This window comes from Rossellomorea sp. DUT-2 (assembly GCF_052665285.1).
Genome location: NZ_JBQPEO010000001.1, coordinates 686,058 through 703,028 on the forward strand (window position 1 = coordinate 686,058; position 16,971 = coordinate 703,028).

General features: G+C 38.4%; 16 protein-coding genes. 10 read left to right on the plus strand and 6 right to left on the minus strand.

The annotated features are described in order from the left end of the window. Nucleotides 1–209: 209 nt before the first annotated feature. From ACOSV2_RS03490 to ACOSV2_RS03505, 4 genes are all read left to right on the plus strand, one after another. Nucleotides 210–1,382 (plus strand): hypothetical protein, encoded by a 1,173-nt coding sequence (locus ACOSV2_RS03490; protein WP_324748148.1) that lies wholly within the window; start codon nt 210–212, stop codon nt 1,380–1,382. A 94-nt stretch (nt 1,383–1,476) separates the two neighbouring features. Continuing rightward, nucleotides 1,477–2,667 carry a hypothetical protein gene (locus tag ACOSV2_RS03495; RefSeq protein ID WP_428973921.1) on the plus strand — a complete coding sequence of 397 codons (1,191 nt, stop codon included), beginning with the start codon at nt 1,477–1,479 and terminating at the stop codon, nt 2,665–2,667. Between the two features lie 71 nt (nt 2,668–2,738). Further along, nucleotides 2,739–3,221 (plus strand): Mov34/MPN/PAD-1 family protein, encoded by a 483-nt coding sequence (locus tag ACOSV2_RS03500; RefSeq protein ID WP_428973922.1) that lies wholly within the window; start codon nt 2,739–2,741, stop codon nt 3,219–3,221. Between the two features lie 110 nt (nt 3,222–3,331). Then, nucleotides 3,332–4,030, plus strand: a complete 699-nt coding sequence (locus ACOSV2_RS03505; protein WP_324748150.1) for a glycosyltransferase family 2 protein — start codon at nt 3,332–3,334, stop codon at nt 4,028–4,030. Nucleotides 4,031–4,101: 71 nt separating this feature from the next. Here ACOSV2_RS03505 and ACOSV2_RS03510 read toward each other — a convergent pair whose 3' ends face one another. After that, nucleotides 4,102–5,013: an NAD-dependent epimerase/dehydratase family protein gene (locus tag ACOSV2_RS03510; RefSeq protein ID WP_428973923.1), complete on the minus strand. Its 912-nt coding sequence runs from the start codon at nt 5,011–5,013 to the stop codon at nt 4,102–4,104. A gap of 82 nt (nt 5,014–5,095) precedes the next feature. After that, nucleotides 5,096–6,163 (minus strand): glycosyltransferase family 4 protein, encoded by a 1,068-nt coding sequence (locus tag ACOSV2_RS03515; protein WP_428973924.1) that lies wholly within the window; start codon nt 6,161–6,163, stop codon nt 5,096–5,098. Between the two features lie 263 nt (nt 6,164–6,426). Here ACOSV2_RS03515 and ACOSV2_RS03520 point away from each other — a divergent pair, with 263 nt between their 5' ends. The 6 genes from ACOSV2_RS03520 (at nt 6,427) to ACOSV2_RS03545 (ending at nt 12,721) form a co-directional block, all read left to right on the plus strand. Next, on the plus strand, nt 6,427–7,386 hold the full coding sequence (locus tag ACOSV2_RS03520; protein ID WP_428973925.1) for a hypothetical protein: 960 nt from the start codon (nt 6,427–6,429) through the stop codon (nt 7,384–7,386). Between the two features lie 237 nt (nt 7,387–7,623). Beyond that, a complete protein-coding gene (locus ACOSV2_RS03525) occupies nt 7,624–8,844 on the plus strand; it encodes a glycosyltransferase family 4 protein (RefSeq protein WP_428973926.1) in 1,221 nt (406 codons plus the stop codon). 104 nt (nt 8,845–8,948) lie between these two features. Further along, nucleotides 8,949–10,043, plus strand: a complete 1,095-nt coding sequence (gene wecB, locus ACOSV2_RS03530; RefSeq protein ID WP_428973927.1) for a non-hydrolyzing UDP-N-acetylglucosamine 2-epimerase — start codon at nt 8,949–8,951, stop codon at nt 10,041–10,043. Then, nucleotides 10,033–11,025: a polysaccharide biosynthesis protein gene (locus ACOSV2_RS03535; protein ID WP_324748156.1), complete on the plus strand. Its 993-nt coding sequence runs from the start codon at nt 10,033–10,035 to the stop codon at nt 11,023–11,025. The genes wecB and ACOSV2_RS03535 overlap by 11 nt, the downstream gene beginning before the upstream one ends. Continuing rightward, nucleotides 11,022–11,843, plus strand: coding sequence for a dTDP-4-dehydrorhamnose reductase family protein (locus tag ACOSV2_RS03540; protein WP_324748157.1), 822 nt, complete (start codon nt 11,022–11,024; stop codon nt 11,841–11,843). Before ACOSV2_RS03535 ends, ACOSV2_RS03540 begins: the two co-directional genes overlap by 4 nt. After that, nucleotides 11,840–12,721 carry an NAD-dependent epimerase/dehydratase family protein gene (locus ACOSV2_RS03545; RefSeq protein ID WP_428973928.1) on the plus strand — a complete coding sequence of 294 codons (882 nt, stop codon included), beginning with the start codon at nt 11,840–11,842 and terminating at the stop codon, nt 12,719–12,721. The genes ACOSV2_RS03540 and ACOSV2_RS03545 overlap by 4 nt, the downstream gene beginning before the upstream one ends. A gap of 54 nt (nt 12,722–12,775) precedes the next feature. Here the strand turns inward: ACOSV2_RS03545 and ACOSV2_RS03550 are convergent, their stop codons facing one another. The 4 genes from ACOSV2_RS03550 to ACOSV2_RS03565 all read right to left on the minus strand — a co-directional run bounded on the left by ACOSV2_RS03550 (nt 12,776) and on the right by ACOSV2_RS03565 (nt 16,954). Then, the gene (locus ACOSV2_RS03550; RefSeq protein WP_324748159.1) at nt 12,776–13,657 is read right to left on the minus strand and encodes a glycosyltransferase family 2 protein; all 882 of its coding nucleotides are present in this window, start codon (nt 13,655–13,657) and stop codon (nt 12,776–12,778) included. A 103-nt stretch (nt 13,658–13,760) separates the two neighbouring features. Further along, nucleotides 13,761–14,528 carry a 3'(2'),5'-bisphosphate nucleotidase CysQ gene (gene cysQ / locus ACOSV2_RS03555; protein ID WP_428974278.1) on the minus strand — a complete coding sequence of 256 codons (768 nt, stop codon included), beginning with the start codon at nt 14,526–14,528 and terminating at the stop codon, nt 13,761–13,763. 45 nt (nt 14,529–14,573) lie between these two features. Continuing rightward, entirely contained in the window at nt 14,574–15,170 is a 597-nt protein-coding gene (cysC, locus tag ACOSV2_RS03560) for an adenylyl-sulfate kinase (RefSeq protein ID WP_428973929.1), read from the minus strand. A 26-nt stretch (nt 15,171–15,196) separates the two neighbouring features. Continuing rightward, nucleotides 15,197–16,954 carry an SLC13 family permease gene (locus ACOSV2_RS03565; protein ID WP_428973930.1) on the minus strand — a complete coding sequence of 586 codons (1,758 nt, stop codon included), beginning with the start codon at nt 16,952–16,954 and terminating at the stop codon, nt 15,197–15,199. Nucleotides 16,955–16,971: the final 17 nt, after the last annotated feature.

Consider the following 16,971-nt stretch of genomic DNA (forward strand, 5'->3'; position numbering starts at 1 on the left):
TTCCTTATGTTATATGATATGACGCTTAAGAAACAGGAGTACAGTCAAATGTCTATAGAATTAGCCTATTTTTTAATAGTAATCGAAAAACTATTAATAAGCCTATTATTTTTTTTTGAATAAATAGGTATTTACTCTATACCAAATTCTTTATCGTCCATAGGATATAGTGTGATATAAATATTCATTTAAAGGAAGGAAGGATTTTTTTGAAGAAGCGTAAACAAATTAGGGGTTCCCAGACTCCTACACCATCTCCGTCTCCGATTCCACTGGATCCGAATGATTTAGCACCAGAATGTATTCGTGTAGACAAAGTATATGACTGGGTGTTCTTTGCGAACAAGTATGAGAACAAGAATTTCATTCCTGATGAAGCGTGTCGTGCAGCAGTCAGCGCGGCTCTTGCGGCAGGTCAAAGAGTAGAAGTACAAACAGCTCCGGTTGACCCATCGGATGTAAGTGTGACTGGTACCATTCTTGAAAATGGTAATCCTGGTAGAGTCTTGATTGTTTGGACAGTACCTGTTGAAGTAACAATTCTAATCGAAGGTGTAGCAGAGTGTTCGTTTACTGTGCGTACACAATTTACCGATGAGATTATGCTTTGTGTGCCTACTGGTATCACCAATGAAAACTTAAATATCAGAGCGACTCAAGTCATTGCCAGCTCAGGAGGAGTATTAATGGGACCTGATCCATTCGGGCCTATGATTCCTTTAAAAGTTGTTCTTTGTAAAGACGTCCAAGTAGAATATCCGGTCAAATTAGAAGTCCTGGCAAAGTTCTGTTTCCCGCGTCCTAACAATATCAGAGTCCCTGAAGAAAAACTTCGTTGTGATTTAAGCCTATTAGAGTTCCCGCGTCAATGTCCAGGGTTATTCCCGGTTGATAACTGTGAATGCCAGGCGACAGCTCTTGCAAGAAATGAAGATACTGACGCAACATTCGGATCTGGTGCAACAGCTGATACAGTAACAGGTCTATCAACTTTAAGAGCTGAAATTTGTCAAGAGTGCTCACTTGCAGACAGTACATGGTCTTACTCTTTCACTGATACAGAAGTAGGCCCTACTCCAGCACCGACTGCAACAGGATTCCAACCTGATTTCTCCTTTACTTTCGATCCATCATCTATCGATAGAGTAACCTGTGGTGACGATGCACTTACTGCGGTTGGAGAAGGAATTCGTTACTTTGACGGAGCACCTGAACAATTATTCTATGAACTTCAAATTTTTGATGCACCTACTGAAGGCTTCCGCTTAATCTTAAGAAATACGGCTAATGTTGTCATCTTCGATAGTGGAGTGGTAGATGCATTGGTTGAGTTTGGTGAGTGTGAAACATTTGCAGACTTACTTGGAGGCTTGGATGACTAATTAAATGAAGGAGAGAGAACTCTCTCTCCTTTTTTTTAACATGTAAACAAACCGTACATAAGATAATACAAAGGAATTATTGGAGGTGAAAAAGGTGACCGAGGAGGAGTATAAGCTTAACCATGGCACAGAATATCCGGAATTAATGAATGATATTCATATGATATCTGAAGAAATACAATCTCTCTATAATCATTATTCGAAACGAATTAAAAATGTGTCGGAAGAATTGTCCAGAGAAAGGTCCAAACATCTTGTCTATCAATCAGAAATTGCGGAAAATCATCATACCATCCTAATGCTGACAGAACAGATTGAATTTCTGCTTCAAAATATTGAAATGAAATATGAGTTAGATCTTGAACTGCAACAGGAATTAATGAAGAAATCCCTTTCCGATGAAACTGAATTGCCCAATGACAAAAACTTTCAGGTAGCATATAAGGAAGAAAGCATACAAGATAACTCAAAGGATGTCCATCTTGCACCTACACCAATCCCGGAAGTTAAAATAATTTATGAAAGTGCTCAAGGTTACATGAAATCACCACTCGAAAAAATTAAAAATGAAGCGATATCCTTATTAATTGAAGCGAATGAGTACTTTTTGTCAGAGAAAAAAATTTTATTTGAAGTTGAGGTATATAATAACGTTTTCGTTAATCTTATTGATTGGTTACGAATGCACCGAAAACAATACATGCGTCCAATTAAAGAAAGGTGGTATACAATAGTGTGGAAATTTTTATGGGGTAAGGAAGAGGAAAACAATCATCCGGAAATACTGAAAAAACTTAATCTGATTGAAGAGCAATTGGTATCACATTCAATGAAATTCAATGAAGTCAAGGAGACGTTGATAAAGAGCAATGAAAGTGAGGAAACAACCAAGAGTTATTTACAGAAAATAAGTGTATTGAACGATGAGTTAAAGAAAATCGAAGAATATTATGAGGATGAACTTCATTCATTAAAGGATCAATTGGAAGATTATAAACAAAGAGAAAAAGACCTTGAAAAAGAAGTAAGTTTATTGAATCAAAAATATACAGGTAATCAAAAGGAAAAAAGTAATCGGGAAGCTGAAATGGAAAAGGAGTTGGATAAGCTAAAGAAAGATCTTCAATCTCGATCCAATAAGAAAAAAGAAATTTACCAAAATATGAAGCAGCAGCAGAAAAAGCAAGCTTCTCATGTTAATCCTCAGTTCGATGAATACGGCAATATACCTATGGCTTCTGAATCGAAACGTACCATGTTTAATCCCAACAAGTATATGAGGTAGATTGAAAGGGGTGATAATAATGCAATCCAAAGATCTCAATGATATTTATAAGCGGAAAAAGAGAGTACCCATTGGAATTAAGAAAGAGGATCGAATCAAAATGGAAGTTAAGAGAACGAAATTTAAATTCAAGGGATGCGGGTGCAACGCCTAAAGAAATCGTAAGGATGCCTTGGCGGATATACAAAAAGATTATGATTGAGGTGAAAAAGGGGCTACCGAATGAAGCTTGCGGGTTGATTTCGGGATCCACGAATCTTTGTCAGACGATTTGGCCAATGAGAAATACTGAACCTACACCATATTCTTTTGCCATGGATCCCGATGAACAAGATCATGTCATGGCTAAAATGATTCATAAAAAAGAAGTTTTTATGGGAATATATCATTCACATCCGTATGGAAGTCCTGTTCCCTCAAAGGACGATGTTACTTTCTCACAATTTCCGGAGGTTTATTATTTTATAGCCGCTGTCGGTGGAAGGAAAGAAGAGATAAGATGTTACACGATCAATAATGGGAAGGTTAAACATATTGACATTGTGTTTGAATGAAAGAGTGCTGAATGCACTCTTTTTCTATGGACTGGGTGATGATACAAGCACTTTGCTTTCATTTACATAGAGTGGTATTATCACTTACTTTGATGAAAGAGGGGAACTAAGTGAAGGTATCAATTATTATTCCATTTTACAATTGCGCATATATTGACCAAGCCATTCAGAGCGCTCTTCGTCAGACCTATAAAGATATTGAAGTCATAGTTGTGGACGATGGTTCAACTCAATATGTTGAAAAAATCCAACCGTTCAAAAACCGGATAAAGTATATAAGGAAGTCAAATGGTGGAACGGCATCCGCTTTAAATGAGGGGTTAAGGCAAGCGACAGGGAAATATTTCGCCTGGTTGAGCTCAGATGATATGTTTCTAGAAAGCAAAATCGCTAGGCAACTAGCTTATATGAATTCAATTGGCTCCAAAGTTTCTTATACAGCATTTAAAACCATTGATATAAATAATAAAGTGGTGAACGAGATCCACTCCAGGAGAATGAACAGAGATGCATTCCAGAGGGTCTTATTAAAAGCATGTCCTGTTAATGGATGCACAGTAATGGCGGAAATCGATTTAATAAAGCAGGCAGGGTGGTTTGATGAGAGGCTGAAATACACACAGGACTACGAGATGTGGTGCCGCTTGAGCCTTTATACCAAGATGCATTATTTGGATGAAGTGCTTGTTTTATATAGGGTCCACGCCAGAATGGGTTCTGCAAAACACGGGGCGGGGATGGTGAAAGAATCACAGCATATCCAAAGGAAATATCAGAATTTCTTTAAAGTGGTACGGAAAAAGTATTAGCTATATTCAACAAAAAATCATCAATCAATTGGTTTTATCAATTGATTGATGATTTTTAATTGTCCGGGAAGTCAGAAAGAGTAGGACATATAGGTCTCCTTCAATCCATCTTGAATGGAATAGTTGGGTTTCCAGGATAAAATACGTTTTGCAAGTGTGTTATCTAAACAACTATGCTTAATATCCCCCTGTCTATCTACTGTATGGAAGGCGCGAATTTCATCAGTATGATAATTATTTAATAATTCGATTAATTGGAGAATCGATGATCTTTCCCCGGTACTTATGTGCATCATCATCTGTTTACCTTTATCGGCTGCAGCAAAATTAGCTTCCACCACATCTTGTACAAAAACATAGTCCCGTGTTTGCAGACCGTCCCCATTGATTTTTAACTGTTCATTCTTCTTAAGTTTCTCCAGAAATACAGCAATGACCCCTCCTTCTCCTTTAGACGTTTGCCTGGGTCCATAGACATTTCCGTACCGAAGGATGGTGAATGGAATCTGAAAGGTATCGTGGAATAGTTTTATATAGTTTTCAGCGGTAAGCTTTGATAAACCATAGAACGATATTGGGGAAGTCTTGTGTGATTCGTCAATCTTTTCACTGGAGACATTCCCATAGACGGCTGATGTAGATGAAAAGACGAAATTCTTCACGGGATAATGCCTGCATGCATCCAATAAATTGATGGTTCCTGCAACATTTGTGTGCATATCATCGAGTGGGGAAGAGGTGGATCGGGACACATCAGCCTGGGCAGCCATGTGAAAAATATAATCTGGTTTTTCCTTAAGGATGACTTTTTGTGCTGCAGGAGTAGAAATATCCAACTCATGAAAAATGGATAAAGGATTTATATATTCCTTCTTACCACTGCTTAAATTATCGATAATATGAACAGAATAGCCTTTAGAAATAAGTGTATCCACTAAATGTGAGCCTATAAACCCAGCCCCGCCTGTAACGAGTGCTTTCATAAGACACCTAACCTTTTGTTATTTTTAATAGCATATGCCTGTGGACGAAGATTTGATTGAACTTGAGCCCCTTTAACCAAAACTATAAACCTATGGACTTTAGCATTTGTGTGAAGTGTTTACAGTACTGTGCATGACTGAACTGAGATTTTAAGTGAAGCAGAGCATTTTCGATGATGTAATTACGGAGTTTGGAATTGTGCATAAGTTCTTCCGCCTGTTGAACGGCATGCTGAATGTTTCCGATTTGATAATACTTACCGGATTGGTTATGCAAAATCGAACTCCTCACTCCATCTGAGTCTGTTGTAAGAACGGGACACCTGCAGCTCATAGCTTCTAACAAAGAATAGGGAGCCCCCTCGACTTTTGAGGTTGAGCAAAGAAACCCTCCTGAATCGCCGATTCTCGAAAAGTAACCAGGCATTTGATTATTTGGTACATTTTGTAAAACATGTACATATTTATCCAGGTTCAATCTGCTTTTCAATTGGATAAAATCATTTCTTTCCTTTGGGGTGGACAAACTAGGGTCCTCAAACATGTATAATTCAATCATTTTATTCGTTTTAATTAATTGATGACCAATGTGTAAAAATTCACGCCAATTTTTGTTGTCTTCTAATCTACCAATCCAGGCAACAATGGGTCTGTCTCTTTTAGGATGTTTTTGGTAGGTGAAGGCTTTATGATCAAAGCAATTATTAAACCCAAAAATAGGAGTGGATTTGAAAAACTCTCTGAAAATCACCCCAATATGGGGAGTCTTGGGATACAGGAGTGCATGACAATACTTCTGTACATACGGAATTGCATTTTGTAATTGTGCCCGAGCTACACTCTGAGGTCCAAACCCTTGAATCTCAAGAATGATTTTCCCTTTAAATCCTAAATTTCTGAATCTTTCCATCCCCGCATAATCGGAAGTGATCACCATGGCATCATACTTTCCTTTCTGCAAAATGTTCTTGATCTCCTGATCATCATTCGTTATGAACACATTTGATTTCTCATGATTCAATAAATCTCTCCGCTTACTGTAATATAAAAAATCACACCGGATCCCCGCTTCTTTTAGGGCGATGGACCTTTGCCTGTTTAACGTTTCAACCCCTCCACTAGGTACATAAAAAACGAATAGTATTTTCATTTGATATCCTCCAATCATTTAATACGAGCAAATAAACTACCCTATTATTCTTATATGTAAGTTAACCCTGTTTGTAGAGGGCTAAGTGGCTAATATTTTGGAGAATGACTTATTTTACTTAATTTCTATGTCAAAAGATACAAGCAGTACATAGAATATCGGGAGAAGTTATTCGTAAAGCCTTGAACTATTTGTAGTTGTTATAATCGGGACCTGCTATCCGATTGGGGTAGATTAATTTTAAATATAATGAGGTGATAGGGTTGAAAGATTTATACCTTGTAGGGGCAGAACAAAAGTCAAAAGTGATGAAGGATTGGGAACAGTTTAAAAAAGCTGTAGTTTTAAAGTTGGATGGGGTGACCAAAGAAGCAGAAAGAGTCATCGAGTATATTTCTCCACAGGAGGTGTGTCCTGCACATGAAGCTTCCATTTCATTTACGGCCGCTTCACTAAAAGATGATAGGCTGTTTGTATGTACCCAAACAGAAATCCTGGTCTACAATACCTCTACTCATAAGCTCATAGACTATTATAGTTTGCCATTATTCAATGATGTTCATCATGTGAAACCAAGGAAGAATGGGAACCTTTTGGTCGCTAATACAGGATTGGATATGGTGGTAGAAATAAATCGGGCAGGTGGGATCGTAAATCTGTGGAATGTGATGGGCGAAGGGCCATGGAGTCGATTCGACCCAAATATTGATTATCGCAGGGTTCCTACTACAAAACCGCACTTGTCACATCCCAATTTTGTCTTTGAACTGAATGATGAAGTTTGGGTGACCAGGTGCCTTCAAAAGGACGCCATTTGTTTAACCGACAGAATGAAGAGAATAAACATTGGTCGTCAGTTAATACATGATGGGGTCGTCTTTAATGGGAAAATCTATTTTACACAAGTTGACGGAAGAATAGTCATCGTAAACGCTAAGACACTTAAAATGGAGAGAGTAGTGAACCTTGTAGAAATCAGCAAACATCAAGAGAAAATAGGATGGTGCAGGGGAATTAAGCCTATATCAGAAGATTTGGTGTTGGTGGGTTTTTCTAGAATACGTCCATCAAGCAAAAAAAACAAAGATGGTTCAACTCAATATGTTGGTGATTTTGGTGTCATGCCAACAAGACTATCTTGTTTCAATATTAAATCGAACATGCTGGTTTGGGAAAAAAATCTTGAGGAGTATAACTTCAATGTAATTTATTCAATTCATTGAAATGATGCTTATTCGTTCATCAATCAACAAGCAAGACCGTAATACATCATTTTTAAAAATGGAGTGAAATAGATGTTACCGAGAAAAAATTACCTTAGGCATGTGTATGGAAAACGTGGATCAGTTGTTAATAGTATCGGGAACAGAACCCACGATTCTTTGAATCACAAGAAACTCACCATACCAGATACACGATTAAAATCCATTCTAGAACAATTTCCAAAGGATTGATGGTTGATGAATATATTAATTGCGACAGTGTTTCCTCTACCGGGGGGAGGCATATGGTCTTTTGTCTCTAACTTGTCGGCTTACCTTGTCGGGCAAGGTCATAATGTAGATATTTTATGTACAAGGGATAATAACTCAAAAGTGGTTATATTGAATTCTGAGACAGTGATTGATCTTAGCCAGTACCGTTCCTATGTCGAGAAGAAATTAATGAGATCTGTCCCCCATTTGGTGAGAAGTCCCTGGGTATACCACGCGGAGTTAAATCGGTATATATTTGAGCAGGGGATTACCAATGTCGATATGACTAAGTACGATATCATTCATGCACAGGATGTCATTTCAGCAGTGGCATTAAGCCGTGTCAAGCCCATGGGAGTCCCGCTGATTACAAGTGGACATGGTTTTTTAACTGGTGCCATATTCCATCAGAATAAATCCTTGAATATTAATACAGAGGATCAAGCGATATGGAACTCATTCATAATCCAGTATTATGCCCGACTAGAACAAGTAGGATATGAATCCAGTGATTTCATTCATACTTCAAGTCAATGGATGAGAAGAATCATCGAAAACGAATTCAAAATCGATACTTTCAAAATTCACACCTATAAATATGGTGTAGAGCTTTCTCATTTTAATGTTGACACCCCTATCAAGCGTAAGCCTGCGAAGAAGATCATATTAGTCAATAGTCGCCTGGTCTATTTAAAAGGACTGCACAATTTAATAGAAGCTCTCTCATTCTTGAAGTACAGGGATAAGTGGGAATGTTGGATTCTGGGTGAAGGGGAACTTGAAGCAAGCTTAAAAGAAAGCTGCCGAAAACTAGGAGTCGAGAAAAATGTATTATTCTGGGGAAATACTTCAAAAGTGAAAGAAATATTATACCAATCCGACATGCTTGTTCTCCCGAGCCTGCAGGAAAACCAGCCTTTTGCAGTAATAGAAGCACAGTTACTCGGTGTTCCTACAATTGTCAGCAATGCCGGAGGACTTCCGGAGATGGTTGAAAATAATAAGAATGGTTTCATTATAGAAAAAGGGAATAACAGGCAGTTGTCGGAGAAGATAGAATACCTCTTGAATAATCCAGCAATACGTGACCAAATGAGTAAATATGCTTCCCAAAAGGGGAAGGAATTGTGGGATGTAAATATATTAGGACGGAATATTGTCCAGCTATACTCTAATGCCCTTCAAAAGAAAAAAAGGTTATGGTAATATCTGTCAGGACATACGCCTTTTTTGAAAATAGAGAGAGTAGTCTAGGACATGGCCCCCTTCAAAACATAAATATATAAGAGGAAGAAAAAGGAGAGGTGATCATGAAGATTGTAACTGTTTTGGGAACACGGCCTGAAATCATCCGACTGAGTGTAATCATGAAGAAGTTGGATTTGCTGGCGGATGACCATATTATTGTCCATTCAGGGCAGAACTTTACCCACTCCCTAAATGGGATCTTCTTTAAAGAACTGGGATTAAGAGAGCCGGATTATGTGTTGGCAGGTAAACAACAATCACTTGGAGAACAACTTTCATCATTATTTAAAGAGCTGGAGAAAATCTTACTGAAAGAAAAACCGGACAAGGTGCTGGTGTTGGGGGATACAAATAGCGGTTTGAGCGCAATTCTCGCAGAAAGAATGATGATCCCTGTCGTCCATATGGAAGCTGGAAATCGTTGTTTTGACTTGAATGTACCTGAAGAAAAAAACCGGAAAATTATTGATGCCGTATCTTCCTATAATCTTGTTTACACACCATACAGCAAGACTAATTTACTCAATGAGGGCATGACATCCAGTAAAATCATCATTACAGGGAACCCGATCTTCGAAGTTCTTAACCAATATGATGTACAGATCGAGGGTAGCTCCATCCTTCAAGAGTTAACTTTAGAAAAAAAAGAATATTTCCTGGCGACTATCCACCGTGCAGAAAATGTTGATAACCCGACACATTTAACTACTATCGTGAATGCACTTAATCAGCTGGCCGAAACTTATAAAAAGCGGATTATCCTCAGTACTCATCCTAGAACTCGATCGAAACTACATTCATCCCCACATTTACAATTACATCCATTAATCGGGCTTCACGAACCATTCGGATTTTTTGACTTCATAAAACTTGAGAAAAACGCATTTTGTGTGTTGACAGACAGTGGGACAGTTCAAGAGGAATGCTGTATATTTCATATTCCGACTGTAACGGTCAGAAAGACAACTGAACGGCCGGAAACGGTGGATTGCGGCAGCAATTTCATTTCAGGGTTAAAGGAAACGGCCATTTTAAATGGTGTGAAAGTAATGTGCTCAAAACCATCAAAGTGGGTTTGTCCAGCCGAGTATCTTGATACAAATGTTTCTGATAAAGTGATTAATATTCTACTAGGGGGTTCAGACATTGTTTACTAATAAAACAATTCTTGTAACGGGTGGTACTGGATCATGGGGAAATGAACTGGTATCTCAACTGCTTGAAAAAGATCCAAAGGAGATTCGTATATTTTCCAGGAATGAAACGAGCCAGGTATTAATGAAACAAAAATTTGAGAATCATCCTAAGTTGACCTTCATCATTGGGGATGTAAGAGACAAAGAAGCGGTTTCAGAAGCAACTAGGATGGTCGATTATATCTTTCACCTGGCTGCTCTTAAACACGTTCCTGTCTGTGAATACCAGCCTTTGGAGGCATTGAAAACAAACGTAATGGGCACTCAGAATATTATAGATGCAGCAATTGAAAATAATGTTGAAAAGGTCATCAACATCTCCACTGATAAAGCCGCGAATCCTTCCAATTTCTATGGATTCACAAAAGCAATGGGTGAGAAATTGATCATTAATGCAAATGTATTAACGGATAAAACAAAGTTTGTCTGTGTTCGCGGAGGAAATGTATTGGGTACAAATGGAAGTGTCATACATGTATTTAAACATGGAATCAAGACCAAATCCAAAATTGGTATTACAGATAAAAAAATGACCCGTTTTTTTCTTACAATAAAGGATGCTATTAAACTTCTTTTTAAAGCAACATTTGAAAGTCATGGAGGAGAAATCTTTGTTATGAAGATGCCGACGTGTAAAATCATCGATCTTGCCCAAGTATTGATTGATCAGTATTCTCCTGACAAGGAAGTGATAGTGGAGGAATCGGGAATCCGTCCAGGAGAGAAACTCCACGAGCTTCTCTTAACGGAATTTGAAAGTCATAATACGATTGTGTATGATAACGAGTATTTTGTCATCCTCCCGACCATACCTATCAAGGGGTTAATGGAATATTACGAGGACTTCCCCCAAGTAGATTTAGATACGTATTCTTCCAGTGACAATATCATTCATTATGATCAGATCAAAACAATGCTGAAAGATGGGGGTTTTCTAGAATGAATATCCTCGTTCTGGGGGGACACGGAATGGCTGGCCATGTCATAGTAGAATATTTGAGACGTTGTGGCCATCACGTTTTATATACCGTTAGAAAAGAAGATCCCAAAGGTATCTTATTAGATGTTAGGGATCTGGAAAACGTAAGAAAGGTTGTGTCGGAGCATAAGGTTGAAATCGTCATCAACGCCACAGGACTTCTTAACGATTACGCTGAAACTCATGTTAAGGAAGCCATTCAAGTGAACAGCCTTTTACCTCACTTATTGATGGATATGGTAAATGAATATGGAGGTAAGCTGATCCATATCAGCACAGACTGTGTCTTTTCTGGAGACAAAGGAAATTATACTGAAAATGCCCAAAAAGATGGTTGGAACGTTTATTCCCAATCAAAATCACTTGGCGAAATCGAAACTCCGCCTCATCTGACCGTCCGTACTTCCATCATAGGCCCGGAATTGAAAAAGGACGGTATCGGTCTCCTTCATTGGTTCCTTCAACAGAGAGGGAATATAAAAGGATATAAAAATGTCTTCTGGAATGGTGTAACGACTCTTGAATTGGCAAAGGCCATTCAAGCTTTGATTGTGGAGAATATTTCAGGGCTGTACCATTTAAGTGTTGATCAAAAGATATCCAAATATGAGCTCCTGCTTCTATTCAAGGAAATTTTCGAACATGATGAAGTAGATATTATCCCTGTAGACGAACCAGTGCATGATAAGACTCTTATTCATACAAGAAGGGATTACAAGTTTCCGGTGAAAAGCTACAGGGAGATGCTGAATGAACTTCGAGAATGGATGAAAGGGGAATGAATAAGGTTTTCATTACGGGTTCATCTGGTTTTACAGGTAATCATGCATGTAAGTATTACGTTAATAAAGGCTATGAGGTCTACGGTGCAGTTCGTCACCATCAACATCCCCAGAAAAATGTTCGGCACGTGGACTGTGATTTGATGAATGCAGATGCTTTGAGTGATATGCTTAAATCTATTCAACCGCGTTTTATCCTTCACCTTGCTGCTCAGAATCATAGTGGTCGCTCATGGGAAGAACCGATATCCACCATGAATACAAATGTAATAGGAACGATGAATCTTCTTGAAGCAGTAAAAAAAGCTGCTCCCCAATCCACTGTTCTCATCGTTGGCTCTGTTATCGAGTATAATCCATGTCAATCACAACATCCCAATCATCCATATGGCTTATCTAAATATATGCAAATTCTTGTATCATCCAGCTGGTCAACGTTCTATGATCTGGACGTACGAATAGCGAAGCCTTCCAATTTGATAGGACCTGGGAATTCAAATGGCATTTGCTCTCTGCTTGCCCAAAAATGTTTAGATTATCGGAAAGATAAATCGAAAACTTTTCACTTTCATAACATCCTTGATCATAGAGATTTTGTAGATGTAAGGGACGCCATTGTAGCCTACGATTTAATTCTGCATAAAGGAAAAAGGAATCATAGTTATACAATAGCCAGAGGTGAAACCTTCACTTTTTTAAAGATTGCGAAAATGTTGAAGGAGCTTTCACAAAGTGATCTTCCATTATTCACCGAACACTTTCACCACACACCTGACATTCACTTTGAAAATTCCTCTCTTCATCAATTATTGTGGGAACCCACCTTATCACTGCAAGAAAGTTTGACTGATATCCTCGAGTACTTCGAAAACCATTAAGCGGGCATCTCATTGCGACTGGAACTTTATGTCGTAATGAGATATTGGTGTTCACTAAAAGTAAATGTTGAACTTCTTGAACAAATCTTCGATATCGATCTTTCTTCTGCCTACATATTGAGCCCTTTTAAGTAGTACACCGTCTTTGATCACTTTTTTTTCAATGACAGCAGGCGAACCGTGTATGACAAGAGTTTTCGCTTTTTTTATCCTTTTATTATCAAAATGAAGGTAAGCCATTCTTAATAGGTTATAATAAATTCCTTCATAATTAACGTTGTAAGGATGAACAGTTCTAAATAAGTGAAGAACTGTTACCTGTGGATCGCAGTGACAGCGATATCCAAAAAGCCATAATTTGAGCGATAATTCCACATCTTCATGTCCCCAGGTTGAAAACCCTGTTTCGAACCCACCGATATCGTTAAACACCTTATGGGATATAATGATACAAGCCCCTGGTAATACGGCTGTTTCAAACAATGAATTCCGTTTTTGATGCCACTTTATTTTGAGTGCAGGAGTCAAGGATTGGCCATATCCCTTGATGGATGGATCATCAAGGGATCCTATGGCAGGGCATACAGCGTCGCTTGTCCCTTTGACGATATGGTAAACTAAACGGTCAATCCAGAAATTTTCGAACGTCATATGAGCATCACAAAATGCTAAATATGGATATTTAGCTCTTGAAGCCCCCAAGTTTCTGGCATTTGCCGGACCTAATGCATTTGCACGGATATACGTCACTTTGTGCCGGTGTAAATAATTTTCCAGAAAATTGCAGCACTTATCTGTCGAACCATCGTCCACTATAATTGCTTCTATCTCAATATTTGTCTTAACCGTAAACAATGAGTCCAAAGTCATTTTCACATTCTTACCTTCATTGCGTACTGGAAAAATGATTGATACTTTTGGAGGCTCTTTTCCCATAGTATCGCTCCTTTGCTCTGATATAGTTTACGGTAGTGTATGGGGAAAACGGTTTTTTCGTGAATGCAGAAAAAGGCTGCTTTTCTTAGCAGCCGGAATTTTATTAAGAAATGGAACAGAGGAAAGGGGGATTAGTGATAATTTCCTTGTTGTATACAAGAGGATTGCCTGTCTCATATTCTACCACTTGCCCGTTTGCCTCTTCTACAATTATTTGACCTGCAGCTGTGTCCCATTCCATTGTAGGTGCTAATCGGGGATAGTAATGAGCACTACCTTCTGCAATCATACAGAACTTCAAGGAACTTCCAATAGAAGTGAACTCAAGTTTCCCTTCCTGTACTTGTAAAAGCTCAATATAGTCCTGAGTGGCTTTGGATAGATGGGACCTGGATATGAGTACTTTTTTGTTCGATGAGGATGAGGAAATGATCAATGTCGATTTTCTATCCCTGGAAGTACCCGCATGCATTATCTTGAAAGCGCCTTTGTTTTTTTCAGCATAATACAGAATATCAAGGGCAGGGGCGTATATTACCCCCAATACTGGTCGATTCCCTTGGATGAGAGCGATATTGACGGTGAATTCATCATTCTTCTTGATAAACTCCTTCGTTCCGTCCAGGGGGTCAATCAACCAAAATGAAGTCCAGTTCTTTCTCTCTTTAAAGGGGATTGTGTCGCCTTCTTCACTGAGTATCGGGATACTTATCGAGAGCTTACATAGTTCAGTTTTTATATATTCATGGGACAACTGGTCTGCAAGAGTTAAGGGTGATAAATCTTTTTTTTGATGAATGTTATACGTATCGTCGTATACTTCCAAAATTCTTTTACCCGCTTGTACCGCAATTTCTATTATGTCCTTCACCAAATCGTTTCAACTCCTTATGAAAGACTCCTTTAAATAAGGCTTTTAAATCAATTTATTGTTCTTTAAATACTGGACGATTTGCTCTACAGATTCTTCAACGGTCTGACATTCTGTGTCAACGATGATTTCAGGCGATTCAGGAATTTCGTAGGGTGAATCAATTCCCGTAAAGCCTTTTATTTCACCCTTAACCACTCTTTGATAAAGCCCTTTAGGATCTCTTTTTATGCATGTCTTAACGCTTGCATGAACATAAATCTCAATGAATTCTTGTTTTTGGAAAAGAGATCTCACGAATGCTCTATCCACTTTAAAGGGGGATATGAATGCAGCTAATGTTAATACTCCTGCATCGACAAACAGTTTTGACACTTCTCCAACTCTTCTGATATTTTCTTTACGGTCTTCTATTGAAAATGATAAGTCCTGATTTAATCCATGTCGAATATTATCGCCATCAAGTCGGTAAGTGTGAATCCTATGTTCGTGCAATGCTTTTTCAAGCTCTACTGAAATGGTTGATTTTCCTGAGCCGGACAATCCCGTAAACCAAAGCAATGCACTATTATGTCCGTATAACTTGTGTCGATTTGCTTTCTCTACTTTTCCCTCATGCCATTTAATATTCTTTTTCTTCACCTTTTTACCTCCTTCATTTCCGGAATTTATAGCCAAAAGAAATATATCAGCACTACAGTTGTGAGCATCGTAATGATATTCAGTGGTATGCCCACCTTAAGGAAATCCTTAAAATGATATCCTCCGGGACCATATACAATCAGGTTTGTTTGGTAACCGATTGGCGTTGCAAAACTTGCTGAAGCAGCAATGGTCACCGTGACTGCCAATGCAATCGGATCTAAATCCATTGTCCTTGATACTTCCAGAATAATAGGAAACATCATGACTGCAGCTGCACTGTTAGTCATCATTTCAGTGAATAGATTGGTGAGAAGGTAGACAGCCAGAATAATGGAAAATACTCCTAGAGGTCTGGAAGCCTCCATTAATAAAGTAGCAATATAAGTGGCAACACCTGAATTTATTAAGGCATAGCCAATGCCAAACGAACAGGAAACCAGTAACAATACATTCCATTGGATAGCATTTTTCACCTCTTGGGCAGATACAATCTTCAATAGAAATAATACTAAAGCGGTACATGCCATTCCTGTCAGCATAGATATAAAGCCCAGTGTCACCAAAAGGATCATAGTGCCTAATAATGCGATAGAGAACCATCCTTGCTTTGAATGTCTGTGGGTGCTGATTTTATTTTCAATAGGTGATGCGTAATAAAAGTCATTTGTATGGACTTTTTTATGAAAATCAGATCCCGTAACGAGTAACAAAATATCTCCAGGTTTTAACACAACATCTCCAATTTTGGCTTTTATGCGCTGATTTTGTCTATGGACAGCGATGACGGCCGCATTGTGTCTACTCCTGAAATTTGTATCTTTGATCTTTTTATATAATAGGGTTGAATGATGTGATACGACAGCCTCCACCAATTGATGAAAAGGGAAGTATGAACCGGTATTGCTTTGTAGTTGAAGCCCCTTACTGAACTGAAGCTCTGTGATTGTCGTAATGTCCCCTATGAAAATTAAACGATCATATTTTTTAAGAATGGTTGCATTTGTGACAGGGGTAATGATTTCGTCATCACGAATGATACTGACAAGAAATAGCCCTTTTAAGCTCCTTAATCTGGCCTCTTCAACACTCTTGTCGATATATGGGAATTCTTCAAGTACTAGGATTTCACCTGTAAACTCCCTCAAGGAATCTAGGTTTTTAATGGGGCTGCTTTGACGGACTGGCAACAGGTAAGAACTGAAAAATATAAGGTAACATAAACCAACGAGGGTTATTGGAACCCCGATCTTACTAAGTTCGAAAAACGTGAAGCCCCGAAGGTTATGATCTAGAAGTAAACCATGCACGACAAGATTCGTCGATGTTCCGATGAGTGTAATAGTACCGCCAAGAATTGTCGCATAAGATAGTGGGATCAGGAATTTCGAAGGGGAAAGATGATGATCTTCACACCACTTCTTAACAAGAGGGGTGAAGGCAATGACAATGGGGGTATTGTTAAGAAAAGCTGATAGGAAAGAGATTGGGAAGAGAATCTTTGCAAGTACGTGTTTTCTTGAAGTTGAATGATTCAGCAACAACTGAAAAACGTGATCGACAATTCCGCTGTTTTGAATACTACCAGCTATTATAAACAATAAACCGATGGTCAGCATCCCTTCATTAGAAAAGCCCCTTGTAGCTTCCTGAGGCGTAATGATACCTGTTAATACGAATAGGAGAAGAGTTGCGGGTAGAACGATTTCGGGCCGTTCCAATTCAAAGACCAGGCATGAAAGCATAACAATCATTCCAAATATTACAATATAAAATTCTATCATGATGTCGACTCCTTGTG